Here is a 25,234-nt window from a genome sequence, read left to right as displayed (position 1 = left end):
CTAAAAGCCTGGATGGCTATCCAAGTTTCGGGAGGGCATATCAGGAGTCGTTTTTTTTACTACGGAGATCTTCTGTGGGAGAGAGTCCGGGCGGTCCCGGACTTTGTCCTGCGTGACATAAGCAGCTTGCTTAGCGCAGTCTCTCCGGGCAGTCAGGTTGATTGCGCAACAAATTTGCCTGGGTCACCGAACAACCAGCTGGTACGTCTTCCGTAATCCAGACATTCCCGCCAATTGTGGAGCCGGCACCTAGCGTGACGCGGCCCAGAATCGTGGCGCCAGCGTAAATGACCACATCGTCTTCCACAATCGGGTGACGGGCCTGGCCCTTGAGCAGCAAGCCTTTTTCGTCCTTGCTGAAGCGCTTGGCGCCCAGGGTGACGGCCTGATAAATACGAACCCGCTTGCCGATGATGGCTGTTTCGCCAATAACAACGCCAGTGCCGTGGTCGATGAAACAGGAGTGATCAATTTGCGCACCGGGGTGAATATCAATACCGGTCTGGCTATGGGCCAGTTCTGCAATAATGCGCGCCGTCAGGGGCAGGCCCAGATTGGTCAGGGCGTGGGCGATGCGGTGGTGAATCATGGCCAGCAGACCGGGATAGCACAAGAGCACTTCATCAACGTTGCGGGCCGCCGGGTCGCCTTGGTAGGCAGCGACCACGTCCAGATCCAGGGTGCGGCGCAAGTCTGGCAGCTTGTTGGCAAAGGCCTGGATGGCTTGGTGGGCCTGGTCTTCAATGGTTTCACGGTCGTGCTTGTCGCCCCGCAGCAAAGCGGCGCGTTGCAGCTCGATGCGGGCTTGTTGTAGCAGGGTGTTCAGCGCCTGGCCCAGGTGGTGGCCGACAAAGTGATCTTCGTACTCGCGGCGCAGTTCCGGGCTGCCCAGGCGCATGGGAAACAGAATGCCTTTGAGCTGCTCGGTGACTTGAATCAGGGCTTGTACCGACGGAAATTCCTGGCCTTCAAGCTCGTTCAAGCGTTGATGCGCCTGTCGCCATTCTTCGCGGGCCCCGCGCAGATTATCGACAATATGTTGAGTTTCAAAGACTGCCACCAGTGTTCTCCAGAGGGGAAATTTTTCTATAAGGTTTACTATACCCGCGCGTCTGACCCAGGACACGAAAAACAGGGCGCTTCATCAGGGTGATTCAGACGGGCTGTAGACAGGTCTGACCGTGTCGCTTCAAGGTTGGGCCAAGATCAAGCAGATGAGGGGCATGAGCGGGTTTTCAAGCCAAATGTGCTTGAACCTGGAAGGAATAAAAAAAGCCCCCTTCGAAAAGGGGGCTTGGGGAGTGCGGGGTTCGCGATCTTATTCGCGGTTACCGCCCAGCACGCCCAAAAGCATCAGCAGGTTGCTGAAAATGTTGTAGACGTCCAGGTAGATCGCCAGAGTGGCCGACACGTAGTTGGTTTCACCGCCGTTGATGACACGCTGCAGGTCAACCAGCAAGAAGGCCGAGAAGATACCGATAGCCATCACGGAGATGGTCAGCATCAGCGCAGGCAGTTGCAGGAAGATGTTGGCCAGGGCCGCAACCAGCAAGATGACGGCACCGACAAACAGGAATTTCTGCATGCCGGAGAAATCACGCTTGGTGGTGCTGGCAATGGTTGCCATGGCACCAAAGACCGCGGCGGTACCGCCAAAGGCCAGCATGATCAGTTGTGCGCCATTACCCATACCCAGGACAAAGCCCAGCAGACGCGACAGCATCACGCCCATGAAGAAGGTAAAGGCCATCAGCAGGGCGACACCCAGCGAGCTGTTCTTGTTCTTTTCGATCAGGAACATCAGGCCAAAGGCACCGACCAGGAAAACAATGGCGCTCAGGCCTGGGCTGGCGCCCATAACCCGGTTAATGCCCGAAGACAGACCCAGCAAGGCTCCCAGCACGGTGGGAATCATGGACAGGGCCAGCAGCCAGTAGGTGTTGCGCAGGACGCGATTGCGAGCAATCAGCGACTGGGCGCCCAGGGTGCCGTTATGCTCAGGCAAGCTTGATTGACGAAATTCGCTCATGATGAGTCCTTAGAATACAGAGAGATCAGTGGTCAAGAATAACTGACAACTACCTGAATAATCAAGAATCTTCTTTATTATTCAAGCACCCAGTTTATGAGCATGCACTTGGCAGCCCTGTGTCTGGTACACACGCCAGCGTTCGCGAGCCTGGGTACGGTCGGCTTCCTGTTCAGACACAATTTCCAATATACGCGGGAATTGTTCAAAACCGGGCGGGCATTGGGCATCCAGATTCAACAGCCAGCTTTGCCCACCAGCGGGCACGGGGGCGGTGCTGGTCAACAAAACAGGGGTGGTGGCTGCCAGGGTGTCCTCCACACCTACGTGCGGGACAAAAGCCGTGGATTCAAAGCCCCAGAGCAGACGATCGAAACGGGCCAGCTGGCGGGCATCGGAAAGATACACCACCACCTGACGGCCCGCCTCGTAGTGCTTGCGCACGACCTCGCAGGCCATGCGCAAGCGATCTGGCGCGCCGAAAGCGAAATCGACGCGTGTCATGCTTAGCGACACTGATTAAGCAGGTACTGAACCAGCAAAGGCACGGGACGGCCTGTGGCGCCCTTGTCCTTGCCACTGCGCCATGCTGTACCGGCAATGTCCAGGTGAGCCCAGCGGTATGCCTTGGTGAAGCGGGACAGGAAGCAAGCAGCGGTTACCGAACCGGCTGGTGGGCCACCAATATTGGCCATGTCAGCGAAGTTCGAGCGCAGTTGCTCCTGGTAGGCGTCGTCCATGGGCATGCGCCATGCGGTGTCACCTGTTTGCTTGCCAGCTTGCATCAGCTCGTCGGCCAGGGCGTCGTCGGTCGAGAACAGGCCAGTGTTGACGTGGCCCAGAGCGACCACGCAAGCGCCGGTCAGGGTGGCCATGTCGATGACGGCGGCGGGCTTGAAGCGCTCGACGTAGGTCAGGGCATCGCACAGGACCAGACGGCCTTCGGCGTCCGTGTTCAGGATTTCGATGGTCTGGCCGGACATGCTGGTTACGACGTCGCCTGGTTTGTTGGCGCGGCCGCTAGGCATGTTTTCGCACGAAGCCACCACAGCGATCACTTCGCGGTCAATGTTCAGCTCGGCAATGGCGCGCATGGTGCCCAGAACGCTGGCAGCACCGCCCATGTCGTACTTCATCTCGTCCATATTGCCGGCTGGCTTGATGGAGATACCGCCCGAGTCGAACGTCAGACCTTTACCCACCAGAACGATAGGGCCGTCCTCGTGCTTGGTCTTGGTGTTGGGGGTGTGGCGCAGCACGATGAACGCTGGGGGTTCATCCGAGCCCTTGGCAACCGACAGGAACGAGCCCATCTTCAGGGCTTCAATCTGCTTGCGCTCCAGCACTTCGGCTTTCAGCGTCTTGAATTCCTTGGCCAGCTGCTTGGCAGTCTTGCCCAGGTAGGTGGGGGTGCAGATATTGCCGGGCAGGTCGGCCAGCAAGCGGGTCAGGTTCACACCGTTACCAATGGCCTGACCTTGTTCCAGCCCGGCCTTGGCTTCGCTGGCCTGGGTGCGGGCCGTCCACAGCAGGAACTGGCTCAACTGGGGAGCAGGTTCGGGCTTGCTGAACGTGGCCGTGTAGCGGTAGCTGGCGCGGCATACGGCCACGGCAGCATCCTGAGCACGGCTGCGCAAGGTGGTGCCTTTGCAATCAATGCTGGCCAGGGCCGAAACGGCTTCTTTCAGGTCTGCTTTCAGGCAGTAAGAAGCCAGGCAGGCCTGGGCTTGCGTATGAGTTGCTGCTTTGTATTCCTCTTGAGCGCCTAAGCCGACTAAAATAACGCGTTCGGCCTTAACACCGGGCAGATTGCGCAGCACCAGGTGGGTATTGGGCTTGCCTTTAAACTCGGCTTTGACGGCAGCGCTCACAGCTCCGTTGCTGGCGCGGTCGATAAGTTCCGCTGCGGGGCTTAGAATGCCCTCGGCAAAGACGCCTACGCCTAGTGCGGCCGTCTTAATTTGGTGCAAAGAAGCGGATGTCTGTGTGCTAAATTCCATTCAACTATCCTCAGTGTGTCGCAAATCGTACCTGCGATTATCTCGCAAATTCTCATATGTCTCTATTTAAACGCTCTGCGGTATCCGAAATCTTAAGTCACAGTGGCGTTGTACTGTCCACTTTGCTGATTGTGTGGCTTAGTGTACTTCTGGTGCGTTTGTTAGGCGAAGCGGCCAATGGCACGATTGGCCCTGACGTGGTGCTGGGTCTGGCCGCCTTTTCCAGTATTACCGCCTTGCCGATTATTCTGGCCGTTTCCCTGTTCATTGCCGTGCTCACCACCGTGACGCGCAGCTTTCGGGAATCCGAAATGGTGGTCTGGTTTGCCAGCGGCCTGTCCTTGAAAAACTGGGTAACGCCTGTGTTGCAGTGTGCGGTGCCGACTGCCATCCTGATTGCCGTGCTGACTTTGCAGGCTTCTCCCTGGGCCTATCGCCAGATTGCTGAATACCGCCAACGTTTTGAGCAGCGCTCGGACCTGAGCAAAGTCACCGCCGGGCAGTTTATTGAGTCCGATGATGGCGCTCGTGTGTTTTACGCGGACTCCCCGGAAAAAGAAGGGGATGAGCTGGGGAATGTGATTGCCCGCGTGATCGACCCGCAGTGGCTCAGCATTGTGACCGCGCAAAGTGCCCGCATGGAAGAGCAGCCCAATGGCGACCGCTTTCTGGTCTTGAGTGAAGGCCATCGCTACGACCTGAAGCCCGGTCAGGCCGAATTCCGCATGGTGGACTTTGAAAGCTATGGCATGCGCCTGGAAAGCCGAGATGCGGGTAATACCGCTGAAACCATCCGCGCTCGGGCCGAGCAGCAGATCAAGGCTCGTCAAACTACCTTGTTATTCAGTGATGATGATGCCGAGGCGCGCTCGCAGATCATGTGGCGGGTGGCCTTGCCTTTGGCAGCCTTGAATCTGGCCTTGCTGGCGATCCCCTTGGGGGCGGTGAATCCTCGTATGGGTCGCTCCGGCAATATTCTGGTGGCCGGTCTGGTTGGTTTGCTCTACATGAACCTGATCAACCTGTCGCGCGGCTGGATCCGTAACGGCCAATTGGGCTTTGAAATCGGTTTGTGGCTGGTCCACGCGATCTTCCTGCTGATCATGGTCTTCATGATGTGGCGTAAATTGCGCATCAAGGCACCTAAACCGCCAGCAACAACTTGATCGGCAAAAGGGGCATCCAGCCCCTTTTTTGTGCCTGTCGAATGACTTGTTGATCGGTTTGGCGGCTTAAGCCCCATCCAGCAGGTCTTGCCGCTCTTCCACTGACTGCTTCAGAAAATGCCAGAGCCGGGTCAGGCTGGGGTTTTGACGCTGCTCTTCATGGCAGAACATCCAGAATCGGCGTCGCAGTTCCACCTCATTCGGTAAAACGCAGCGCAGGCGCGGATCGGTTTTTGCCAGAAAGCAGGGCAGGACGGCAATCCCTTGTCCCTGCAAGGTAGCCTGATACTGCGCAATCACGCTGGTGCTGCGAAAGCGCACGGCGGCAGATCTGACGATTTCTTCCAGATAGCGCAGGCTGTCGCTGAATACCAGATCATCCACATAGGCAATAAAGCGATGCTGGGACAAATCCTGCACGCTTTCTATGGGCGGGTGGCTATTCAAATAATCCTGATGAGCATAGAGCCGCAAGCTGTAATCAGCCAGACGTGTACACCAGTACGGACCGCGTTGGGGGCGTTCCAGTGCAATCGCCAGGTCGGCATCCCGGCGCGACAGGCTGATAGGGCGGGGGACAGGCAAGAGCTCCAGGGTCAGCTCCGGATACTGGGCCTGGAAAATGCTGAGCAAGGGCGTCAGCACATAGCTGCCAAAGGCTTCGGTGCAGCCCAGTCGCAGCTTGCCCGTCAAGGGTCTGGCCTTGCCGGTGATCGCATCCCGCGCCGCCAGCAAACGGCTTTCTACCGGCTCCATGCGTTGCTGCAGATTCTGTCCCTCGCTAGTCAGGCTATAGCCGCTGACCGTGGACTTATGAAACAGACGCAAGCCCAGTTCCTGCTCCAGCGCCTGGATACGGCGAGCCACGGTGCTGTGCTGCACCCCCAGCCGTTGAGCGGCAACGCTGATACGTTGGCAACGGGCCACTTCCAGAAAGTAACGCAGATTATCCCAGTCCATCGTGACGAGCCCGCCCTGAAAAAGACTTGTGCATAAATGCCCAGCTCCTGTGCATTTTTCAACATGGTAAACGGGTCTTGAGGCTTCTACACTCGATGAGAACCCTCATACAAGTGGGATAACAAATAAGGCTTAGCCGCCTGAGCAATTCATTGGAGACATGCTATGACGGAAGTGGTTCGTGTACCTTTGCTGATCGATGGACAACATGTTCAATCCAAGAGCACTCGTTGGGACGACGTGCTCAATCCAGCCACCCAGGAAGTAGTGGCCCAAGTGCCTTACGCCACGATGGAAGAGCTGGAAACCATTATTGCCAGCTCGGCCAAAGCCTATGAAAGCTGGCGTCACTCCAGCCAGGGCGCTCGCATGCGCGTCATGCTGAATCTGCAGCGTCTGGTGCGTGAAAACAGTGCCAAGCTGGCTGAAGCCATTTCGCGCGAACACGGCAAGACCATGCCAGACGCTGAAGGCGAAGTAGGCCGTGGCCTGGAAGTAATCGAATATGCGTGTTCCATTGCTTCCATGCAATTGGGCGAATACGCAGAAAACGCCGCAGGCGGTATTGACGTCTACACCCTGATCCAGCCCTTGGGCGTGTGCGCAGGCGTGACAGCGTTCAACTTCCCCGTGATGCTGCCTTGCTTCATGTTCCCGCTGGCCGTGGCTTGCGGTAATACCTTCGTGCTCAAGCCTTCCGAGCAGGATCCCAGTGCCAGTCTGATGCTGGCCGAGCTGGCTCTGGAAGCTGGCCTGCCTCCAGGCGTGCTGAACGTGGTCCATGGTGGTGCCGATATTGCCAATGCGCTGGTAACTCACCCTGAGGTCAAGGCGGTGTCCTTTATTGGCTCCACTGCCGTTGGTACTGAAATTCACCGTCGTGCCACCGAAGCGGGCAAGCGCTCGCAGGCCATGATGGGTGCCAAGAACCACTGCATCGTGATGCCTGATGCGGATCGTGACGTGGCGATCAACCAGTTGCTGGGTGCTGCCTTTGGTGCGGCCGGCCAGCGTTGCATGGCGATCTCGGTTGCCGTGATGGTGGGTGAAAGCGGTGAGTGGGTCGATGAGCTGGTCAAACGTGCTGCCACCATGAAGGTCAATGTCGGTACAGACCGTCAGGCCGACCTGGGCCCACTGGTCTCGCCGCGTGCTCGTCAGCGTGTGGAATCCCTGATTGAAGCCGGTGTACAGGAAGGCGCCAGCCTTGTGCTGGATGGCCGTGGCGTGAAAGTGCCCGGTTATGAAAGCGGCAACTTTGTCGGCCCAACCATCTTCAATGATGTGAAAGCTGATATGCGCATTTACGAAGAAGAAATCTTCGGACCCGTGCTGTGCATTGTGCGCGTCAACACGCTGGAGGAGGCGGTGCAATTCATTAACCGCAACCCCAACGGGAATGGCGTGTCCATCTTCACGCAGGACGGTGGCCATGCACGCTACTTCCAGAACCGTATCGACGTGGGCCAGATCGGTATCAATATTCCTATCCCTGTGCCTGTGGCCTGGTTCAGCTTTACTGGTTCGCGCGCGTCCAAGCTGGGCGACCTGGGCCCGAACGGCAAACAAGCGGTTCAGTTCTGGACACAGACCAAAACTGTCACGGCTCGTTGGCAGGCTCACGCCAATACGATGAATACAACAATCAGCATGACGTAATTGTTGAATCTATATATATAACTTAATGCAATAAGCGAGCTGTTCCTTATTACATATAATAGCCCTGTACCTGGGGCTATTAACATATGAATATTCAACAATTCCGCTTTGTCCGAGAGACCATCCGACGTAACTTCAATCTGACTGAAGCCGCTCGCTCGCTGTACACCTCCCAGCCGGGGGTATCCAAGGCGATCATCGAGTTCGAAGATGAACTGGGCATCAAGATTTTTGAACGTCATGGAAAACGCATTAAGGGCCTGACCCGACCGGGAGAAGCCGTCGCAGAGGTGATTGACCGCATCATGCGCGAGATCGACAACCTCAAGCGTGTCAGCGACGACTTCGCCCGCCGTGATGAAGGTACCTTGGTGATCGCTTGTACCCACGCCCAGGCACGATATTTGCTGCCCAAGGTGATCCCTGAATTCCGCCGTCGCTTTCCCAAGGTCCATATGTCCTTGGCTGAAGGCAGCCCGCCTGTGCTGGCCCAGATGGTGATACACGAGCAGGCTGACGTGGCCATCGCTACTGAAACCCTGGCCCTGACGCCGGGTCTGGTCGCCTTGCCGGTCTACACCTGGGAGCATACGGTGGTGGTGACACCGGATCACCCGCTGGCTGATCTGCCTGCCAACAAGCAGTTGTCCATCGAAACCCTGGCGCAATACCCCATCGTGACTTACGACCATGCTTTCTCGGGTAGGGGTTCGATTGATGAGGCCTTTGCCAAGCACGGCATCACTCCGGACATTGTGCTGGAGGCCATTGATGCTGACGTGATCAAGACCTACGTGGATGTTGGTCTGGGTATCGGTATTATCGCAGGCATTGCTTTCGACCCACGTCGTGACAAGGGTCTGGTTGGCTTGCCAGCAGGGCATTTGTTTGGTGCGCACCATACCAAGGTGGCGGTGAAAGCCGGGGCCTTCCTGCGTGACTATATTTTTGAATTGCTGGAGATGCTGGCACCGGAATTGACCCGCGATGTGGTGCTGAGCGCTCTGGACGAGAAACAGGCTGGTGGCCCGCTGTAAAGCGTACATACCGCTGCTGTTCAGATAGCAAGAAGGGCCACCGCGATCACACGGTGGCCCTTCTTGTTTGTGCTGTCAGCGTGGTTTTGCAGGGCAGGTGAGGGCTTATGGTCAAAGGCTATAAGTAAAAATTGAAACAAGCTATCGACTCAATTGACTATGATAATAAGAATGATTATCATTATCCAACTTTCTTAGCCAATGGAGCTTCCTGTGTCTCAATACGTCAGTGCAGTCGTGGTTGGAGCAGACCGTCTGGGGAACATTCCCGACCTGCTCAAGATCCACAATATCTCGATCAAACATCATATTAGCGGGCGTGATCCTGCGCACCAGAAAAAAACCCTGCAGTTGCCTTCCGGCACCGATTTGTTGATTTTACTGACCGACTTCCTGGGTCACAATGTCATGAAAACCTTTCGGGCCGCTGCCTTGAAGTCCGGTATTCGAGTGGTCGCCTGCCGACGCTCGGTTTGCAGCATGAAGCAAGCCTTAACCCAATGCGGCTATTGTGAATCTTGTCCGCTCGGTAAGTCCAAGAGCCACTAGATTGGCGGCATGACTTACTGGGGCAAAGAAGGAATCTTTACAGATTAAAAAAAAGCCACTGTTTCATAACAGTGGCTTTTTTGTGTGCTGCCCGATTGGCAGCAGGGCAGTCTTACTTGACGCTACGCAGACGGGTTTCGGACTGCTGCGTATCGGCAGCGGCCAGACGGCGTGCGCCGTTATAGCGTTTTTTCCAGTAACCCACTTCCATGCTCTCGACGCGTACAACAGCGCCAGTGCGAGGAGCGTGAACAAACTTGTCATCACCCAGGTAAATGCCTACATGAGAGAAACGAGCGCCACGGGTATTGAAGAAGACCAGGTCACCTTTGCGCAGCTCGCTGCGGTTAACCGAGGTGCCTTCTTTGGCAATGTCTTTGGATTGGCGGGGCAGCTTCAGACCCAGGGACTTTTCAGCCACGTAGGACACCAGGCCGCTGCAATCGAAGCCAGTGCTGGGGGCGTCGCCACCAAAACTGTACTTCACGCCCAGAAAGTTCAGGGCGGCGTTGGCAAGGCCATGGGTAGAAGAAGAACCTTGGCTACTGCGGCTTTCGGTACGCCCTTGGCGACGATCGCTGCTGTAAGCAATATTGATGTCGTTACGAGCGCGGTTGGCCAGGTAAGTACCCAGCGGGTCGGACTCGGTCTGGAATTCGTAGTCGGCGTAATAGCCGTGATCCAGTTCTGCACGATCTTTGCTTTGACTGGACTGTTGAGTTCCAGTGGTGGCACACCCTGTCAGAGCGAGCGCGCCGGCTAACAAAAGATACTTGGCGCTGCGATAGGTAATGTGCAAAAGTGCGGGTGGATTCAGGTAATGTGGCGGCATGACCAGGGCTTTTTTAAGGACTTGGTGGGCAGCAGCACAACCTTGATGCCTATTTTTGCTGAAATTAGCAGCAATTGATGGGTATCAGGGCTGTAAGTATGGCTAAAAGCACCATACTTTGCCGGACGTTGCTGTGCGTTGAATGTTTGGCAGTGTACCGGATGATAATTGCACCGTAAAGCATTGTAGGAGTGTATTTTGCGATTGAATCATACTGTTGCAAAGTGCGGCTGACAGCGGTTTTCAGGCCCTGTGCATGGGTCCAGTGCTCTTGTTGCTGACTTGTCGAAAATTAGCCGAAATAGAGCGAAGTTTTACTGTTTATAGGGATTGAATGATGCGATTTATGGGACAAGCCCTAGGGAAAGCCCTAAACGAAGGAGTACGGCTGCGCGAGTTGTGGGCTTGGGCTATGTATGATTTCGCAAACTCTGGCTACACCACCGTCATTTTGACCAGTGTCTACAGCGCGTATTTTGTAGGCGTCATCGCTGAAGGCCGCAGCTGGGCTACCTTGGCGTGGACACTGGCATTGTCTGCCTCGTATTTAAGCATCATGTTGACCATGCCTGGGCTCGGTGCAAAAGCCGATGCACGTCAAGGCAAAAGACGGCTTTTGTTCAGCAGCACCATAGGTTGTGTGTTGGCAACCGTGATGCTGTATTGGGCTGGTCCCAATGACATTGTCTGGGCCCTGGTTTTCATCGCTTTATCCAATTATTGCTACTGCATAGGCGAGTCCATCATCGGCGCTTTCTTGCCGGAAATTGCCCGGCCAGACGCCTTGGGACGTGTCTCCGGTTGGGGCTGGGGTTTTGGTTATTTTGGTGGCATGTTGGCCTTGGGCCTGTCCCTGGCGTTTCTGACCTGGGCAACTTCACAGGGCTGGACGGCTCAGGAATATGTGCCGGGCATTGCGCTGATTACGGCCGCCTTGTTTGCCTTGTCGGCCCTGCCTTCTTTTCTGTTTCTGCGTGAACGCAGCGCACCCAGCGGGGCAGAGCAGCAGGGCATGTTGTCGCGCCTGACGGCATCGGCGCGCGATGTGCATCAGCATTTTCCCGATTTCCGCACCTTGTTGTTATGTGGCGCTGCCTATCAGGCCGGGATTGCCGTCATTATTACCTTGTCGGCGGTGTACGCCACCGAGGCCATGGGTTTCACCATGGCGCAAACCATGACGCTGATCTTTACCGTCAATATTGCAGCAGCCGTGGGCGCTCTGCTGTTTGGCCATGTGCAGGATCGCATCGGCCACCGACGTGCTCTGGCACTGACGCTGTGCGCCTGGCTGGTCATGGTGGGGATTGCCGTCAGTACGCGCTCCCTGGCCGGTTTCTGGGCTGCAGCAGCCGTCGCGGGCTTATGTATAGGCAGCAGTCAAAGTGCAGGGCGGGCCATGGTGGGCTTGCTGGCACCCAAGAGTCGTCTGGCTGAATTTTTCGCCTTGTGGACCTTTGCCATTCAGCTGGCCGCCGTATGTGGTCCGCTGTCTTACGGTCTGGTAACGTGGTTAAGCGGTGGGAACCATCGTTTGGCTTTGGCCTGCACGGGATTATTCTTTCTGGCGGGCCTGTTGATCCTGTCGCGTTTGAATTTTCAGCGTGGCATTTTGGCCAAGAATCAAGCCGATCTCAGTTGTCAGGATTGAGTAAGTAAGGCGCGTTACGTTTATATAAAATTAAGCTGGGCTGCCCATGCGCGGCCCATAAAAAACACCAAATCTGGAAAATAAAGGAGCCAACACCATGAGCGGTCCAACGTCTATTGAATCCGTCCTGTCGGAAAGCCGAGTCTTTCCCGTGTTCCCCAAGCTGGAACGCGAAGCAAGCATTGCTGGCATGGCGGCCTACCAGGAGCTTTGCCAGAAAGCCGAGCAGGACAACCCCGGCTTCTGGGCGGAGTTGGCCCGCGATCGTCTGGTCTGGACCAAGCCTTTCACCCAGGTTCTGGATGACAGCAAGCCCCCGTTTTACAAGTGGTTCCATGATGGCGAGCTGAACGTCTCGGCCAACTGTCTGGACAAGCACCTGGGCACCCCTACTGAAAACAAAACTGCGCTGATCTTTGAAGCCGACGGTGGCGAAGTCACCAAAGTGACTTTCCGCGAACTGTATGAACAGGTTTGCCAGTTTGCCAATGGTTTGAAAGCCCTGGGCTACAAAACCGGCGAACGTGCCCTGATCTACATGCCCATGTCGGTGCAGGCCATTGTGGCCATGCAGGCATGTGCCCGTTTGGGTATTACTCACTCCGTCGTGTTTGGTGGCTTCTCGGCCAAGAGCCTGCACGAGCGTGCTGTGGACGTGGGGGCCTCCCTGGTCATTACGGCTGACGAACAACGTCGCGGTGGCCGTGCCATCCCTCTGAAAAATGCAGTTGACGAAGCCCTGAGCGGCGGCGACTGCGAAGCCGTGCGTCACGTCATCGTGTACAAGCGCACCGGCGGTCCTGTTGCCTGGCACGAAGGTCGTGACCTGTGGTGGGAAGATGCCGTTAAAGGTCAAAGCAGCGATTGCCCCGCCGTGTCCGTGAATGCAGAACACCCTCTGTTTGTTCTGTACACCTCCGGCTCCACGGGCAAGCCTAAAGGCGTGCAGCACTCCTCGGCAGGTTATCTGCTGGGTGCCATGCTGAGCGTGCAGTGGACCTTCGACGCCAAAGACAGCGATGTGTTCTGGTGTACCGCCGACATCGGTTGGGTAACCGGCCACACCTTCATTACTTACGGCCCTCTGGCTGCTGGTGTGACACAAGTCGTGTTTGAAGGCGTGCCTACCTACCCGGATGCTGGCCGTTTCTGGAACATGATTGAACGCCACGGCGTGACGGTGTTCTACACCGCACCGACTGCTATTCGCTCCCTGACCAAGGCAGCCGAAGCGGACGAGGCCATTCACCCCAAACAATACAATCTGGACAGCCTGCGCATTATTGGTTCGGTGGGTGAGCCCATCAACCCCGAAGCCTGGATGTGGTACTTCAAGAATGTGGGCCGCGAGCGTTGCCCCATTGTGGACACCTGGTGGCAGACAGAAACCGGCGGCCATGTAATTACCCCTCTGCCTGGTGCAACCCCCCTGAAACCCGGTTCTTGCGGTCTGCCGTTCCCCGGTATGGACGTCGCTATTGTGGACGAAGTGGGTGGCGAAGCTGAACGTGGCAATGGCGGTTTCCTGGTCATTCGCAAGCCTTGGCCCAATATGATTCGCACCATTTGGGGCGATCCTGACCGTTTCGTGAAAAGCTACTTCCCACCTGAGCTGAAAGGCTACTACCTGGCCGGTGACGGTGCACAGCGTGATGCGGATGGCTACTTCTGGGTCATGGGCCGTATCGATGACGTGCTGAACGTATCGGGTCACCGCCTGGGCACCATGGAAGTGGAATCGGCCCTGGTGGCACACCCGCTGGTGGCGGAGTCTGCCGTTGTTGGCAAGCCAGACCCGACCACTGGTGAAGCTATTGTGGCTTTTGTGGTGCTGAATGGTGATCTGCCCTCGGGCGCAGAAGCCGACAAGATTGCCGCCGAGCTGCGTAACTGGGTGGGCAAGGAAATTGGTCCTATCGCCAAACCTCGTGAGATCCGCTTTGGTGAAAACCTGCCCAAGACACGTTCGGGCAAGATCATGCGTCGTTTGCTGCGCTTTGTGGCCAATAACGAGCCGATCACCCAGGACGTATCCACGCTGGAAAATCCGGCCATTCTGGATCAGTTGTCCGAAGCACACTAAGTTTTTTTGGTAGTTCCTGTTTGACCCTGGTTTCTTTTCAGAGCCAGGGTTTTTTTATTTCTTCTGATTATTTTGTTACTGAAAACCTGCTAAGTGTGGAATTAGCCTAGCATTGAGTCCGTGGCCAAAACATCGGTCCATGAATTCCAAAAAAGGGGGAAAGGTTTGAGCGGGGAACAGCAGGCAGACAGGGGCGCTTTGGCGCTGATGGGCTTGGTGGTACTGACCTGGGGCATGAGCTGGGTCGTCATGAAGGCGATGACCGTCTACATCGGGCCAGTGGATCTGATTGCAGCACGCTATGCGGTGGCATTCGTTTTTTTATGGCTGGTGCTGCGTCTTAAAGGCGGGCATTTACGGCCTACGCCATGGAAGCTGAGCCTGGGCGTCGCCATTTTCCAGACCACCGGCTTTCAACTGCTTAGCCAGTTTTCCTTGCAGGCGGGTGGGGCGGGCAAGATGGTGGCCCTGGCCTACACCATGCCCATCTGGATTTTGCTGCTGTCCTGGCCCATGTTGGGCCAACGTCCCCAAAAACGCCACATCATGGGCATGGTGCCTGCCATCCTGGGTTTGATGCTCCTGATCGCGCCTTGGGAAGGGATGGGCGGCATACTCGGTTCCGTTCTGGCTACCTTGAGTGGCGTGAGCTGGGCTTTGGGGGCGGTTTTCTCCAAGCAACTATTTGAGCGCCATCGAGTCGAGCTGCTCAATGCCACCGTCTGGCAGTGCTTGCTGGGGATTGTGATTGTTCTGCCCTTGAGCTTCCTGATTCCCCAGCGTCCCATTGTGATGGAATGGCAGATGTTCAGTGGCGTACTGTACCTGGGCGTTATCGCAACCGGGGTAGGTTGGCTGCTGTGGATGGCCGTAGTCAGTCGCGTCAGCGCGACCTTGGCCGGGATGTCCAGCCTGGGTGTGCCTGCGTTGACTGTCTTGCTGGCCTGGTTGTTGCTGGACGAATGGCCCACTCAACTGGAGTTGATGGGGACAGGCCTGATTCTATTGGGTCTGTTCGTGGTGAACTGGCCCAGTCGATCTCGCAAGACGCAAAGAACATAAAAAAAAGCCACCCATCGGGGTGGCTTTTTTCAGCATCAAAACTTCTGGCCTTGGAGTTCCCACCAAGGCCAGAGTTGTTTTTACATGCCGTTGTACACCGGACCTTCGCCACCTTGTGGTGGTACCCAAACGATATTCTGGGTGGGGTCTTTAATGTCACAGGTTTTGCAGTGCACACAGTTCTGTGCGTTGATCTGCAACTTGTCGTCGCCGGTTTCGGTCTTGATGAACTCGTACACGCCAGCCGGACAGAAGCGGGCTTCGGGGCCACCGTAGCGAGCCAGGTTCACCGCCACAGGAACGGACGGATCTTTCAGTGTCAGGTGGATAGGTTCATCTTCTTCGTGGTTGGTGTTTGAAATAAACACGGAACTGAGACGATCGAAGGTGATCTTGCCATCTGGTTTGGGGTAGTCGATACGGGCGCATTCAGCCGCAGGCTGCAAACAGGCGTGATCAGGCTTGTTATTACGCAGCGTCCAGGGCATTTTGCCCTTGAACAGACCTTGCTCCACAAAGGTCATGACGGACGCAATCGAGCGGCCTTTCTTGAACCATTGCTTGAAGTTGCGGGCCTTGTTCAGTTCTTCATGCAGCCAGGACTGTTTGAACTTCTCGGCGTAGTGCGACAGCTCGTCCTGTTTGCGGCCAGCTTGCAAGGCTTCAAAAGCCGCTTCAGCGGCCAGAGAACCGGATTTGATCGCAGCGTGGCTACCCTTGATGCGCGAGGCATTCAGGAAACCGGCATCACAACCGACCAGAGCACCACCGGGGAAGCTGAGTTTGGGCAGTGCCAGCAAACCACCGGCTGTCAGGGAGCGAGCCCCGTAAGCAATGCGCTTGCCGCCTTCAAACGTGGCGCGCAGGGCAGGGTGGGTTTTGTAGCGCTGGAATTCTTCAAAGGGAGACAGCCAGGGGTTGGCGTAATCCAGACCCACTACCATCCCGACCATGACCAGATTGTTATCCAGGTGGTACAGGAAGGAGCCGCCGTAAGTGTCCGAATCCAGCGGCCAGCCAGCAGTGTGAATCACCAGACCGGGCTGGGACTGGGAGGGATCCACTTCCCACAGTTCTTTAATGCCAATGCCGTAGCTTTGGGCATTGCGGGATTCGTCCAGCTTGAAGCGCTCGGTCAGCTCACGGCCCAGGTGGCCACGTGAACCTTCGGCAAAAATCGTGTAGGACGCCAGCAACTCCATGCCGGGCTGATAGTGGGCCGTGTGCGTGCCGTCGCGGGCCACACCCATATCGCCTGTCAAGACGCCGCGGACTGCACCGTTGTCGTCATACAGAATGTGGGCAGCGGCAAAGCCGGGGAAAATATCCACGCCCAGGGCCTCGGCCTGCTCACCCATCCATTGCACGACGTTGCCCAGACGGACAATGTAATTGCCATGGTTCTTGAAGCAGTCAGGCAGCAACCACATGGGGGTGCTGCGTGCGCCTTTTTCGGTCAGGAAAAGGAATTTGTCTTCAGTCACTTCTACCGAGATGGGGGCGCCTTGCGCTTTCCAGTCCGGCAGCAGTTCGTCCAGAGCGCGCGTGTCCATGACGGCGCCTGACAGGATGTGGGCACCCACTTCAGCGCCTTTTTCCAGGATACAGACGCTGATTTCTTGTTCTTTTTCTTGGGCGAGCTGTTTCAGACGTATCGCGGTGGCCAGGCCTGCAGGGCCAGCGCCGACGATAATAACGTCATATTCCATCGATTCACGTTCAGACATTGCTGCTGATCTCCTATTACGGCTTAGCGCTTTGTTCTTGATTGTTGGCGGGTGAAATTCGTGTACTGTGCGTACGGTCGATTGTATTGTAGTCTGCTTAATCCCGTTTTGAGTTCGGAGGCCAGGGGCAGTGCCTGGTGGCTTCCGGGTTCATCAGTAAATATCGGTAAGGAGAGCATGTAATGACACAAGTAGTAGATTCTGGTGCAGGAGCCACTTTTGATATTGCCGTGCGCTGGGGCGATCTGGATGCCATGAATCATGTTAACAATACGGTTTACTTTCGCTACGTCGAGGAAGCCCGTGTCCAGTTAATGATGAAGTTGGGCATGGTGCCACCTTCTCCACGTACCGGGGTACTGGCGCACGCCAGCCTGGATTTCCTGCGTTCGGTCCTGTATCCGGCCACTGTGCGGATTGTGCACAAATTGCTGAAAGTCGGTGGCAGCAGCATTGAGTTGGAAGTCTTTGTATGTGACGCAAATCAAGCCGATGTCATTTATGCACGTGGCCGCTGTGTGCTAGTGTCCATTAACCCCCAAGGCGGTTCTCAACCTTGGACCGAAGATGAGCGTAAACAGATACACTCGGTTTTTCAGGGTTAAGCTTTACGTATACGGAAAGCATAGTCAAGTCGTAGAATGCCTGATAGCACTGTATGGTGCACAGCGGCATTATTGGACAAAGTTTGCTGTTTAGGCCAATTAAAGAGTTATTGGAGAGTCAATTGAATAAAGTCTATCCAAGCGCCAAGGAGGCGTTGCAGGGGGTCGTTGCCGACGGACAGACAGTCGCGGTAGGTGGATTCGGCCTGTGCGGAATTCCCGAGGCGCTGATTGCTGCGCTGCGCGATAGCGGAGTCAAAAACCTGACCTGCATTAGCAATAATGCCGGGGTGGATGGCTTTGGTTTGGGTCAGTTGCTGGAAACACGCCAGATCCGCAAGATGATTTCCTCCTACGTGGGTGAAAACAAGGAGTTTGAGCGTCAGTATCTGGCGGGCGAACTGGAACTGGACTTCACCCCCCAGGGCACACTGGCTGAAAAGCTGCGTGCCGGTGGCGCGGGCATTCCTGCTTTCTTTACCGCAACGGGTGTGGGCACCATCGTGGCTGAGGGCAAGGAAATTCGCGAGTTCAACGGTCAGCAATACGTGATGGAAGAGGCTCTGGTGCCTGATGTGTCGCTGGTCAAAGCCTACAAGGCCGACCGCAGTGGCAACCTGGTGTTCCGCAAGACCGCGCGCAACTTCAACCCGAACGTGGCCATGGCTGGAAAAATCACCATTGTCGAGGTCGAGGAAATTGTCGAGACCGGCAGCCTGGACCCGGATGATGTGCATTTGCCCGGCATTTACGTGCACCGTATCGTGCTCAATGCCCAGCCCGAAAAGCGCATTGAACAGCGTACCGTTCGTTCTTCCTGATTAGCGAGGCAAGATAATAATGGCTTGGAATAGAGATCAAATGGCGGCACGCGCCGCTCTGGAGCTTCAGGACGGCTTTTACGTCAACCTGGGTATCGGTTTGCCTACGCTGGTTGCCAACCACGTGCCTGCGGGCATTGAAGTCTGGTTGCAGTCGGAAAACGGTTTGCTGGGCATCGGCCCATTCCCGACCGAAGACAAGATTGACGCTGACCTGATCAACGCTGGCAAGCAAACCATCACCACCTTGCCCGGCTCGTCCATTTTTTCCTCGGCAGACTCGTTTGCCATGATTCGTGGCGGCAAGATCAATATTGCAATTCTGGGCGCCATGCAGGTGTCGGAAAAGGGTGATCTGGCCAACTGGATGATCCCCGGCAAGATGATCAAGGGCATGGGCGGTGCCATGGACCTGGTCGCTGGCGTCGGTCGCGTCGTGGTCCTGATGGAACACGTGGCCACCAAGAAAGACGGCACGGAAGACCTGAAAATTCTGCCTGCTTGCACCTTGCCCCTGACGGGCGTGGGTGTGGTTGACCTCATCATTACCGATCTGGGAGTGATGGAAGTGACGGAAAATGGTTTAAAGTTGCTTGAGTTGGCACCAGAAGTCAGCCTTGAGTACATTCAGTCCAAGACAGGCGTCCCGCTGGACGTCAGCGCTGTGGCCTGATCGGTTTCTCTGGCTAAAAAAGCTTCGGCGCGAGTCGGAGCTTTTTTTATGCTTGATCGGTGCGTGAACGCTGTTTATGTAAAGGAAGTTGGCATGGCCCATACCCCCGTTGCCGCACGCTTGCAGGCGCTGCGCGAACAAATGCAATTTCAGTCCGTGCAGGCAAGCATCTGGCCTACATCTGACCCTCATCTGTCTGAATACCTGCCCGATCGCTGGAAAAGCCGTCAGTGGCTAAGCGGGTTTGTCGGGTCGGCCGGGCTGCTGGTGGTGACGGCAGATTGGGCTGGTTTGTGGACCGATAGCCGTTATTGGGAACAGGCGGCCAAGGAACTTGAAGGTAGCGGCATTCAATTGCAACGTGCGGGCGAGGCCGGAGTGCCTGAACCGGCCAACTGGCTGGCCGAGCATGTGCCTGCCCAGTCGCGAGTTGCGCTGGATAGCCAGTCGGTGTCGGCACAAAGTCTGCTGGCCTGGCAAAAGGCCACGCCGGAGCTGGAGTGGGTGCTGGAAGCCGATTTGCTGAGCCCGATCTGGACGGATCGACCTGCTGCGCCTGTCGGTCAGGTGGTGGAGCATCTGCCTCCTTTTGCCTGCCGCACTCGTCAGGAAAATTTGAGCAGCACCCGAGTTACCATGCAGGAGCAGGGCGCGCATTGGCATTTGCTGAGCGCGCTGGATGATATTGCCTGGACGCTGAATCTGCGGGGCAGCGATGTGTCCTATAACCCAGTGTTTTTGTCGTACTTGCTGATTGGTCCGGATCAGGCGTTTCTGTTTGTGGATGGCAACAAGCTGTCGGCCGGCATACAGGAAGCACTGGCAGCCGATGGTGTGCAAGTTCAAGGCTATACCGAGCTGTCCTCCTTCATGCGCGCCTTGCCGGCATCCATGCCCATATTGCTGGATATGGCCCGGACCACGGCCTGGGCCGCCCAACTGGCCGCCCATTTGAATGTGGTCGAATACATCAACCCGGCTCAATTGCTCAAGTCCTGCAAGACCGATGCCGAGCTGGACCATGTGCGTGAAACCATGGAAAAAGACGGCGCTGCCTTGTGCGAGTTCCTTGCCTGGTTTGAGCAGCAAAACGACGTGAACGAGCTGGATGTGGATGAACATATCTGCGCCGCCCGTGCCCGTCAGGAAGGCTTTGTCAGCCCCAGCTTTGGCACGATTGCCGCCTATAAGGCCAATGGTGCCATGCCGCACTATCAGGCTACCCAGCAGTCCCACGCCCGTATTGATGGCAACGGCCTGTTGCTGATCGACTCCGGTGGGCAGTATCAGGGCGGGACGACCGACATTACCCGTGTGGTGCCGGTAGGTCAGGTATCTGCCGAGCAGATTCGTGATTTCACGCTGGTTCTGAAAGGCATGGTGTCCTTGTCCATGCTGGTGTTTCCCGAAGGTATTGCCGGTCAGCAAATTGATGTGCTGGCGCGTCAGCCTTTGTGGGAGCAGGGCCTGGACTTTGGTCATGGCACCGGCCACGGCGTGGGTTACTTCATGAATGTGCACGAAGGCCCGCAGTCTATTTCCTGGCGTGGTCGCATCGGACCACATTCCGCCATGCGTGCCGGCATGATTACGTCCAACGAGCCTGGCTTGTACCGTCCCGGTCAGTGGGGCATACGGATCGAGAATCTGGTCGCTGCCGTCCCGGCCATGCGTAGCGAGTACGGGCAGTTTCTGCGTTTTGAAACCCTGACCCTGTGTCCTATCGATACGCGTTGTATAGATGCCGCACTACTGACGGTGGCCGAGCGCAACTGGCTCAATGAATATCATCAGCAAGTGCGTGAACGCCTCTTGCCGCGTGTTCAGGGTGATGCACGCAAGTGGCTTGAGCAAAGGACGCAGGCGATCTGATCGCTACCGTCTGCTGTTGTCAATAGTTGCAAGGACAAGTGGTATTTCCGCAGTGAAATGCCACTTGTCAGGTCGCCAAGCATGGGCGCTTGCCGTTATAATCCAAATTTCCCGCTATCGCCTGATTTGACCTCAGGCGCCTTTTATAATGACCACCAAATATGTATTCGTAACGGGAGGCGTTGTGTCCTCCCTGGGCAAAGGTATTGCGGCTGCATCCCTGGCTGCCATCCTGGAGTCCCGCGGCCTGCGCGTGACCATGCTCAAGCTGGATCCCTACATCAACGTAGATCCGGGCACCATGAGCCCCTTCCAGCACGGTGAAGTGTTTGTTACTGAGGATGGTGCGGAAACCGACCTGGACCTGGGCCACTACGAGCGCTTTATTTCCGCTCGCATGCGCAAGGTCAACAACTTCACCACGGGCCAGATTTACGAATCCGTGCTGCGCAAAGAGCGTCGCGGGGACTATCTGGGCAAGACCGTGCAGGTTATCCCGCACATCACCAACGAAATCCAGGACTTCATCATTCGTGGCGCCAAGGCTGCCTACAATGGCGAGGCCGATGTTGCCATCGTCGAGATTGGCGGCACAGTGGGTGACATTGAATCCCAACCTTTCCTGGAAGCTGCCCGCCAGATGAATCTGCGCCTGGGCCGCAACAACACCGCTTTTGTTCACCTGACACTGGTGCCGTTCATTGCATCGGCTGGCGAACTCAAGACCAAACCTACCCAGCACTCGGTGCAAAAGCTGCGTGAAATCGGTATTCACCCCCACGCTTTGCTGTGCCGTGCTGACCGCGTCATTCCTGATGACGAGCTGGCCAAGATTTCGCTGTTCTCCAACGTACCCATGGACGCCGTGATTTCGGTATGGGACGCGGATTCCATCTACAAGATTCCAGCCATGCTGCATAAGCAAGGTCTGGACAGCCTGGTGTGTGATGCACTGGCGCTGTCGCCTCCACCGGCTGATCTGTCCATGTGGGATCGTCTGGTACAGGCCCTGGAAAATCCGGAGCACGAAGTGCGTATCGGTATGGTCGGCAAGTACGTAGACCTGACCGAGTCCTACAAATCACTGAGCGAAGCCCTGGTTCACGCCGGTATCCACACCCGTACCCGTATCAATATCGAGTACCTGGATTCCGAGGTTATCGAGAACGAAGGTACGGATTGCCTGAAAGGTCTGGACGCCATTCTGGTGCCAGGCGGTTTTGGCAAGCGTGGTACCGAAGGCAAGATCCGCGCCATTCAATATGCTCGTGAAAACGGCGTGCCATTCCTGGGTATCTGCCTGGGCATGCAATTGGCCGTGGTTGAGTTTGCTCGCAATGTGGGCAATCTGGTGGGCGCGAACTCGACCGAGTTCGATCCCTCTGCCGTGCATCCCGTTGTGGCCTTGATTACCGAGTGGGCAGACCGTGAAGGCAAGGTTGAGCACCGTGATGGTTCCTCCGATCTGGGCGGCACCATGCGCAAGGGCGCGCAGCGTTGCCCGGTGAAACCCGGTTCGCGTGCTGAAGCCATTTATGGCCCTGAAGTGAACGAACGTCACCGTCACCGTTTCGAGGTCAACACCTTGTACGTGCCGCGTCTGGAAGAAGTAGGCATGGTGATTTCTGCTCGTACTCCTACCGAGAACCTGCCAGAAATCATGGAGTTGCCAGATCACCCCTGGTTCATGGGCGTGCAATTCCATCCGGAATTCACCTCCACACCGCGTGATGGCCATCCGCTGTTTACCAGCTATATCAAAGCGGCTCTGGAACGCCAGAAAAAGTCGGCTTGATAATTTGGTATGACTGAAAAGGCCCGCGCTACGCGGGCTTTTTCATTCGGGGCGACAGAATGTGTTGCCCGCTTTCCTGGGAGTAATCATGATCGAACAGCTGGATCATTTGGTGCTGACCTGTACCGACCCGCAAGCCACGACCCATTTCTATACGCAAGTTCTGGGCATGAAGCAGGAAGTCTTTGGGCAAGGGCGCATTGCCTTCAGCTTTGGCTCGCAAAAGATCAATTTGCATGTGCGTGGGCAGGAGTTCGAGCCCAAGGCCCATTTGCCGGTGCCGGGGGCGCTGGACCTGTGTTTTATCGCCAGCATTCCGCTGGAGCAGGTGATCGAGCATTTGCAGTCACAAGGCTGGCCCATTATTGAGGGGCCTGTACAGCGTACGGGGGCTACTGGCCCGATTCGCTCTGTCTATGTGCGCGACCCGGACTTGAACCTGATCGAAATCTCCGAACGATTGGGCTGACAGGCATGCTGCACTGCGGTGCAGCATCGCCGTCAGGAATGTGGGAGAATGCAGCAATACTGAAACGAGGTCTATTATGGATTTATGCGGTTACGACGTTGGCCTGGATCGGCCCTTTTTTCTGATCGCTGGCCCTTGTGTGATTGAATCGCGTCAAATGGCGTTTGATACAGCGGGTCAGCTTGCCGAGATTACCTCGGCCCTGGGTATCCCCTTTATCTACAAAAGCTCGTTTGACAAGGCCAACCGGAGTTCGGACAAGTCTTACCGTGGTCCCGGCATGGCGGAAGGTCTGCAGATTCTGGCGGATGTGCGCTCGCACTACAAAGTGCCGGTCCTGACCGATGTACACGACAAAGACCAGGTTGATGATGTGGCTGCCGTCGTGGATGTGCTGCAAACACCGGCTTTCCTGTGCCGTCAGACCGACTTTATTCAGGCTTGTGCGGCTACCCTGAAACCCGTGAATATCAAGAAGGGCCAGTTCCTGGCACCTCAGGATATGGTGCAGGTGGTAGCAAAAGCACGTGCAGCGGCAATGGAAATGGGCGGTGATGGTTCCACCATCATGGTCTGTGAGCGTGGCGCTTCGTTTGGCTACAACAACCTGGTGTCCGATATGCGCTCCCTGGCGATCATGCGCGCCACGGATTGCCCGGTCGTGTTTGATGCCACGCACTCGGTGCAGTTGCCGGGCGGGCAGGGCACGACATCGGGTGGCCAGCGTGAGTTTGTGCCCGTCCTGGCGCGTGCTGCTGTCGCAGCGGGTGTGTCGGGCGTGTTCATGGAAACCCACCCTAATCCGGACAAGGCCTTGTCTGACGGCCCGAATGCTGTCCCTCTGTCGCAGATGGCAGATTTGCTGCGGACACTGCAACAGATCGATTCGATTGTTAAAAACAGCGGTGCCTTGCAGCACGGCTATTAAAAGTAGTTTGGAGACACTATGTCCGCATTTTTGATTGCTAATGTCGAAGTTACCAACCCCGAGCAGTACAAGCAGTACCAGGAGTTTTCCAGCATCGCCATGAAAACCCATAACGTGAAAGTGTTGGTGCGTGGCGGTGAAACGGTCACTCTGGAAGGCAATGCGCCTTTGCGTACCGTGGTGATGGAGTTCGACACGCTGGAACAGGCCCAGGCTTTCCACGATTCCGAGGAATACCGTCGTGCCCGTAAAGCACGTGAAGGCGCTGCCAAAATGACCATGTACGTGGTGCAGGGGCTGTAAAAAGCGGACTACGCCATGTAGTCAGGCAGGAAAAAGGGAGTGTGCAAACACTCCCTTTTTTTATGGGGCCCAGGTATAGAGTCCAACCCTTTTGTTCAATAGCTCAGGAACGGGATTCGCTTGTTTTGATATTTAAAAGCGTGGATCACGCAGGGCAGGCAGGATTAGCTCGCGTATAAAGCTGGCCGGAGACAGTTGCAGCAGGCTGCGCACAATGGTGAGCACGTCATGGACCGGGATGGTCTCGCCCTGATCCCGTTCAGCCGCCGTGTGCAAGGGAACATCCAGGCCATCTTCCGTATTCAGATAGCCCAGTTGCAGACAGCTTACTGCCAGCCCTTGATCTCTATAGCCTTCGCGTAGGCTGTCAGCCAAACCATTCAAGGCAAATTTCGTCGCACCAAAAGCGACTTCCGGCCGTCCGCTTTGACGCAGACCCGAGGTCGATCCCGTCAGAATCAAGCGAGGTTGTTTGCTGCGTAATAAATGGGGCAGCAAGTGACGGATGGCCAGCAAGGCCCCAGTCAGATTCACATCGACCAGACGGCGGAGGGCCAGATCGCTTTGCGACAGAAAATCGTATTCCTCACTGAACGCCGTGTCCTCCCAAATCCCGAGGTTGTAGATGAGCACGTCCAGCGAGTCCGGGCAGGCGGCTGCCAATTGGCTGGCGGTGTCCGGCTGGGACAAATCGGCGCATATCCAGTGCTGATTGGGGCTGGGGTCCGGTTTCAGAGAGCTGCCCAAGGAGCTAGGTGGCCGTCTAGCCACGCCATACAGCGTGTTGCCATCCTGGGCCAAGCCGTCCATCAAAGCGCGTCCCAGACCCATGCTGGCACCAACAATCATGATATTCATACGTTTTTCCTGTGGAGCAGATTCGCTTGGAAAGCCTTGCTTTCCGGATGATCGCTATTGTGTACCGGGATGCGGGAACAGAGTTTGATTCAGGCAGTGCTTGTCAGGTTTTTATCACTCTCGTAAAATGATTGACTAGGCAATAATTGCATGGT

General features: G+C 56.2%; 23 protein-coding genes. 15 read left to right on the top strand and 8 right to left on the bottom strand.

Annotation, left to right across the window (positions count from 1 at the left end; genetic code table 11):
- Positions 1–130 precede the first annotated feature (130 nt).
- The 4 genes from epsC to DUD43_RS13100 all read right to left on the bottom strand — a co-directional run bounded on the left by epsC (position 131) and on the right by DUD43_RS13100 (position 4,029).
- Positions 131–1,060: a serine O-acetyltransferase EpsC gene (epsC, locus tag DUD43_RS13115; RefSeq protein WP_153230633.1), complete on the bottom strand. Its 930-nt coding sequence runs from the start codon at positions 1,058–1,060 to the stop codon at positions 131–133.
- A 258-nt stretch (positions 1,061–1,318) separates the two neighbouring features.
- Positions 1,319–2,029, bottom strand: coding sequence for a Bax inhibitor-1/YccA family protein (locus tag DUD43_RS13110; protein ID WP_153230632.1), 711 nt, complete (start codon positions 2,027–2,029; stop codon positions 1,319–1,321).
- Between the two features lie 81 nt (positions 2,030–2,110).
- On the bottom strand, positions 2,111–2,533 hold the full coding sequence (locus tag DUD43_RS13105) for a DNA polymerase III subunit chi (protein ID WP_153230631.1): 423 nt from the start codon (positions 2,531–2,533) through the stop codon (positions 2,111–2,113).
- Positions 2,534–2,535: 2 nt separating this feature from the next.
- Positions 2,536–4,029: a leucyl aminopeptidase gene (locus tag DUD43_RS13100; protein ID WP_153230630.1), complete on the bottom strand. Its 1,494-nt coding sequence runs from the start codon at positions 4,027–4,029 to the stop codon at positions 2,536–2,538.
- 56 nt (positions 4,030–4,085) lie between these two features.
- On the opposite strand from DUD43_RS13100, the gene lptF reads away from it, so the two are divergent.
- The gene (gene lptF, locus DUD43_RS13095; RefSeq protein ID WP_153230629.1) at positions 4,086–5,195 is read left to right on the top strand and encodes an LPS export ABC transporter permease LptF; all 1,110 of its coding nucleotides are present in this window, start codon (positions 4,086–4,088) and stop codon (positions 5,193–5,195) included.
- Positions 5,196–5,261: 66 nt separating this feature from the next.
- Here the strand turns inward: lptF and DUD43_RS13090 are convergent, their stop codons facing one another.
- Positions 5,262–6,155, bottom strand: coding sequence for a LysR family transcriptional regulator (locus tag DUD43_RS13090; protein ID WP_153230628.1), 894 nt, complete (start codon positions 6,153–6,155; stop codon positions 5,262–5,264).
- A gap of 165 nt (positions 6,156–6,320) precedes the next feature.
- Between DUD43_RS13090 and DUD43_RS13085 the strand changes: the two genes are divergently transcribed.
- The 3 genes from DUD43_RS13085 (at position 6,321) to DUD43_RS13075 (ending at position 9,400) form a co-directional block, all read left to right on the top strand.
- A complete protein-coding gene (locus DUD43_RS13085; RefSeq protein ID WP_153230627.1) occupies positions 6,321–7,814 on the top strand; it encodes a CoA-acylating methylmalonate-semialdehyde dehydrogenase in 1,494 nt (497 codons plus the stop codon).
- An 86-nt stretch (positions 7,815–7,900) separates the two neighbouring features.
- Positions 7,901–8,851 carry a CysB family HTH-type transcriptional regulator gene (locus DUD43_RS13080; protein ID WP_009456554.1) on the top strand — a complete coding sequence of 317 codons (951 nt, stop codon included), beginning with the start codon at positions 7,901–7,903 and terminating at the stop codon, positions 8,849–8,851.
- Positions 8,852–9,064: 213 nt separating this feature from the next.
- Entirely contained in the window at positions 9,065–9,400 is a 336-nt protein-coding gene (locus DUD43_RS13075) for a DUF2325 domain-containing protein (RefSeq protein WP_009456553.1), read from the top strand.
- A gap of 112 nt (positions 9,401–9,512) precedes the next feature.
- Here the strand turns inward: DUD43_RS13075 and DUD43_RS13070 are convergent, their stop codons facing one another.
- Positions 9,513–10,232, bottom strand: coding sequence for a C40 family peptidase (locus DUD43_RS13070; RefSeq protein ID WP_228125788.1), 720 nt, complete (start codon positions 10,230–10,232; stop codon positions 9,513–9,515).
- Positions 10,233–10,578: 346 nt separating this feature from the next.
- On the opposite strand from DUD43_RS13070, the gene DUD43_RS13065 reads away from it, so the two are divergent.
- The 3 genes from DUD43_RS13065 (at position 10,579) to DUD43_RS13055 (ending at position 15,028) form a co-directional block, all read left to right on the top strand.
- Positions 10,579–11,883, top strand: a complete 1,305-nt coding sequence (locus DUD43_RS13065) for an MFS transporter (protein WP_153230626.1) — start codon at positions 10,579–10,581, stop codon at positions 11,881–11,883.
- 97 nt (positions 11,884–11,980) lie between these two features.
- On the top strand, positions 11,981–13,966 hold the full coding sequence (gene acs, locus DUD43_RS13060) for an acetate--CoA ligase (protein ID WP_153230625.1): 1,986 nt from the start codon (positions 11,981–11,983) through the stop codon (positions 13,964–13,966).
- Between the two features lie 165 nt (positions 13,967–14,131).
- Entirely contained in the window at positions 14,132–15,028 is an 897-nt protein-coding gene (locus DUD43_RS13055) for a DMT family transporter (RefSeq protein ID WP_228125787.1), read from the top strand.
- Positions 15,029–15,108: 80 nt separating this feature from the next.
- Here the strand turns inward: DUD43_RS13055 and DUD43_RS13050 are convergent, their stop codons facing one another.
- A complete protein-coding gene (locus tag DUD43_RS13050) occupies positions 15,109–16,755 on the bottom strand; it encodes an electron transfer flavoprotein-ubiquinone oxidoreductase (RefSeq protein WP_194273392.1) in 1,647 nt (548 codons plus the stop codon).
- A 182-nt stretch (positions 16,756–16,937) separates the two neighbouring features.
- Here DUD43_RS13050 and DUD43_RS13045 point away from each other — a divergent pair, with 182 nt between their 5' ends.
- From DUD43_RS13045 to DUD43_RS13010, 8 genes are all read left to right on the top strand, one after another.
- Complete coding sequence (locus DUD43_RS13045) at positions 16,938–17,360, top strand: acyl-CoA thioesterase (RefSeq protein WP_153230623.1); 423 nt, start codon at positions 16,938–16,940, stop codon at positions 17,358–17,360.
- Between the two features lie 122 nt (positions 17,361–17,482).
- On the top strand, positions 17,483–18,181 hold the full coding sequence (locus tag DUD43_RS13040; RefSeq protein ID WP_094197279.1) for a CoA transferase subunit A: 699 nt from the start codon (positions 17,483–17,485) through the stop codon (positions 18,179–18,181).
- 19 nt (positions 18,182–18,200) lie between these two features.
- Complete coding sequence (locus DUD43_RS13035) at positions 18,201–18,854, top strand: CoA transferase subunit B (protein ID WP_153230622.1); 654 nt, start codon at positions 18,201–18,203, stop codon at positions 18,852–18,854.
- Positions 18,855–18,947: 93 nt separating this feature from the next.
- Positions 18,948–20,726 carry an aminopeptidase P family protein gene (locus DUD43_RS13030; RefSeq protein ID WP_153230621.1) on the top strand — a complete coding sequence of 593 codons (1,779 nt, stop codon included), beginning with the start codon at positions 18,948–18,950 and terminating at the stop codon, positions 20,724–20,726.
- A 148-nt stretch (positions 20,727–20,874) separates the two neighbouring features.
- Positions 20,875–22,521 (top strand): CTP synthase, encoded by a 1,647-nt coding sequence (locus tag DUD43_RS13025; RefSeq protein ID WP_153230620.1) that lies wholly within the window; start codon positions 20,875–20,877, stop codon positions 22,519–22,521.
- An 88-nt stretch (positions 22,522–22,609) separates the two neighbouring features.
- Entirely contained in the window at positions 22,610–22,990 is a 381-nt protein-coding gene (locus tag DUD43_RS13020; protein WP_153230619.1) for a VOC family protein, read from the top strand.
- A 76-nt stretch (positions 22,991–23,066) separates the two neighbouring features.
- A complete protein-coding gene (gene kdsA / locus DUD43_RS13015; protein ID WP_009456521.1) occupies positions 23,067–23,918 on the top strand; it encodes a 3-deoxy-8-phosphooctulonate synthase in 852 nt (283 codons plus the stop codon).
- A gap of 18 nt (positions 23,919–23,936) precedes the next feature.
- The gene (locus DUD43_RS13010; RefSeq protein ID WP_153230618.1) at positions 23,937–24,221 is read left to right on the top strand and encodes a DUF1330 domain-containing protein; all 285 of its coding nucleotides are present in this window, start codon (positions 23,937–23,939) and stop codon (positions 24,219–24,221) included.
- 132 nt (positions 24,222–24,353) lie between these two features.
- On the opposite strand, the gene DUD43_RS13005 is transcribed toward DUD43_RS13010, so the two are convergent.
- Positions 24,354–25,079: an SDR family NAD(P)-dependent oxidoreductase gene (locus tag DUD43_RS13005; RefSeq protein WP_153230617.1), complete on the bottom strand. Its 726-nt coding sequence runs from the start codon at positions 25,077–25,079 to the stop codon at positions 24,354–24,356.
- Between the last annotated feature and the right edge of the window lie 155 nt (positions 25,080–25,234).

This window comes from Alcaligenes faecalis (assembly GCF_009497775.1).
Classification (GTDB): Bacteria; Pseudomonadota; Gammaproteobacteria; order Burkholderiales; family Burkholderiaceae_B; genus Alcaligenes; species Alcaligenes faecalis_D.
The sequence above is the reverse complement of the archived record's forward strand: the minus strand, read 5'-3'. Positions and strand labels throughout refer to the sequence as shown.

Excerpts from the sequence above, each read along its gene's own strand:
- DUD43_RS13045 (WP_153230623.1), top strand. The coding sequence starts at position 16,938 with ATGACACAAGTAGTAGATTCTGGTGCAGGAGCCACTTTTGATATTGCC.
- DUD43_RS13010 (WP_153230618.1), top strand. The coding sequence starts at position 23,937 with ATGTCCGCATTTTTGATTGCTAATGTCGAAGTTACCAACCCCGAGCAG.
- DUD43_RS13020 (WP_153230619.1), top strand. The coding sequence starts at position 22,610 with ATGATCGAACAGCTGGATCATTTGGTGCTGACCTGTACCGACCCGCAA.
- DUD43_RS13085 (WP_153230627.1), top strand. The coding sequence starts at position 6,321 with ATGACGGAAGTGGTTCGTGTACCTTTGCTGATCGATGGACAACATGTT.
- DUD43_RS13080 (WP_009456554.1), top strand. The coding sequence starts at position 7,901 with ATGAATATTCAACAATTCCGCTTTGTCCGAGAGACCATCCGACGTAAC.
- acs (WP_153230625.1), top strand. The coding sequence starts at position 11,981 with ATGAGCGGTCCAACGTCTATTGAATCCGTCCTGTCGGAAAGCCGAGTC.
- lptF (WP_153230629.1), top strand. The coding sequence starts at position 4,086 with ATGTCTCTATTTAAACGCTCTGCGGTATCCGAAATCTTAAGTCACAGT.
- DUD43_RS13005 (WP_153230617.1), bottom strand. The coding sequence starts at position 25,079 with ATGAATATCATGATTGTTGGTGCCAGCATGGGTCTGGGACGCGCTTTG.
- DUD43_RS13035 (WP_153230622.1), top strand. The coding sequence starts at position 18,201 with ATGGCTTGGAATAGAGATCAAATGGCGGCACGCGCCGCTCTGGAGCTT.
- kdsA (WP_009456521.1), top strand. The coding sequence starts at position 23,067 with ATGGATTTATGCGGTTACGACGTTGGCCTGGATCGGCCCTTTTTTCTG.
- DUD43_RS13025 (WP_153230620.1), top strand. The coding sequence starts at position 20,875 with ATGACCACCAAATATGTATTCGTAACGGGAGGCGTTGTGTCCTCCCTG.
- DUD43_RS13105 (WP_153230631.1), bottom strand. The coding sequence starts at position 2,533 with ATGACACGCGTCGATTTCGCTTTCGGCGCGCCAGATCGCTTGCGCATG.
- DUD43_RS13030 (WP_153230621.1), top strand. The coding sequence starts at position 18,948 with ATGGCCCATACCCCCGTTGCCGCACGCTTGCAGGCGCTGCGCGAACAA.
- DUD43_RS13090 (WP_153230628.1), bottom strand. The coding sequence starts at position 6,155 with ATGGACTGGGATAATCTGCGTTACTTTCTGGAAGTGGCCCGTTGCCAA.
- DUD43_RS13050 (WP_194273392.1), bottom strand. The coding sequence starts at position 16,755 with ATGTCTGAACGTGAATCGATGGAATATGACGTTATTATCGTCGGCGCT.
- DUD43_RS13065 (WP_153230626.1), top strand. The coding sequence starts at position 10,579 with ATGGGACAAGCCCTAGGGAAAGCCCTAAACGAAGGAGTACGGCTGCGC.
- DUD43_RS13070 (WP_228125788.1), bottom strand. The coding sequence starts at position 10,232 with ATGCCGCCACATTACCTGAATCCACCCGCACTTTTGCACATTACCTAT.
- DUD43_RS13100 (WP_153230630.1), bottom strand. The coding sequence starts at position 4,029 with ATGGAATTTAGCACACAGACATCCGCTTCTTTGCACCAAATTAAGACG.
- DUD43_RS13110 (WP_153230632.1), bottom strand. The coding sequence starts at position 2,029 with ATGAGCGAATTTCGTCAATCAAGCTTGCCTGAGCATAACGGCACCCTG.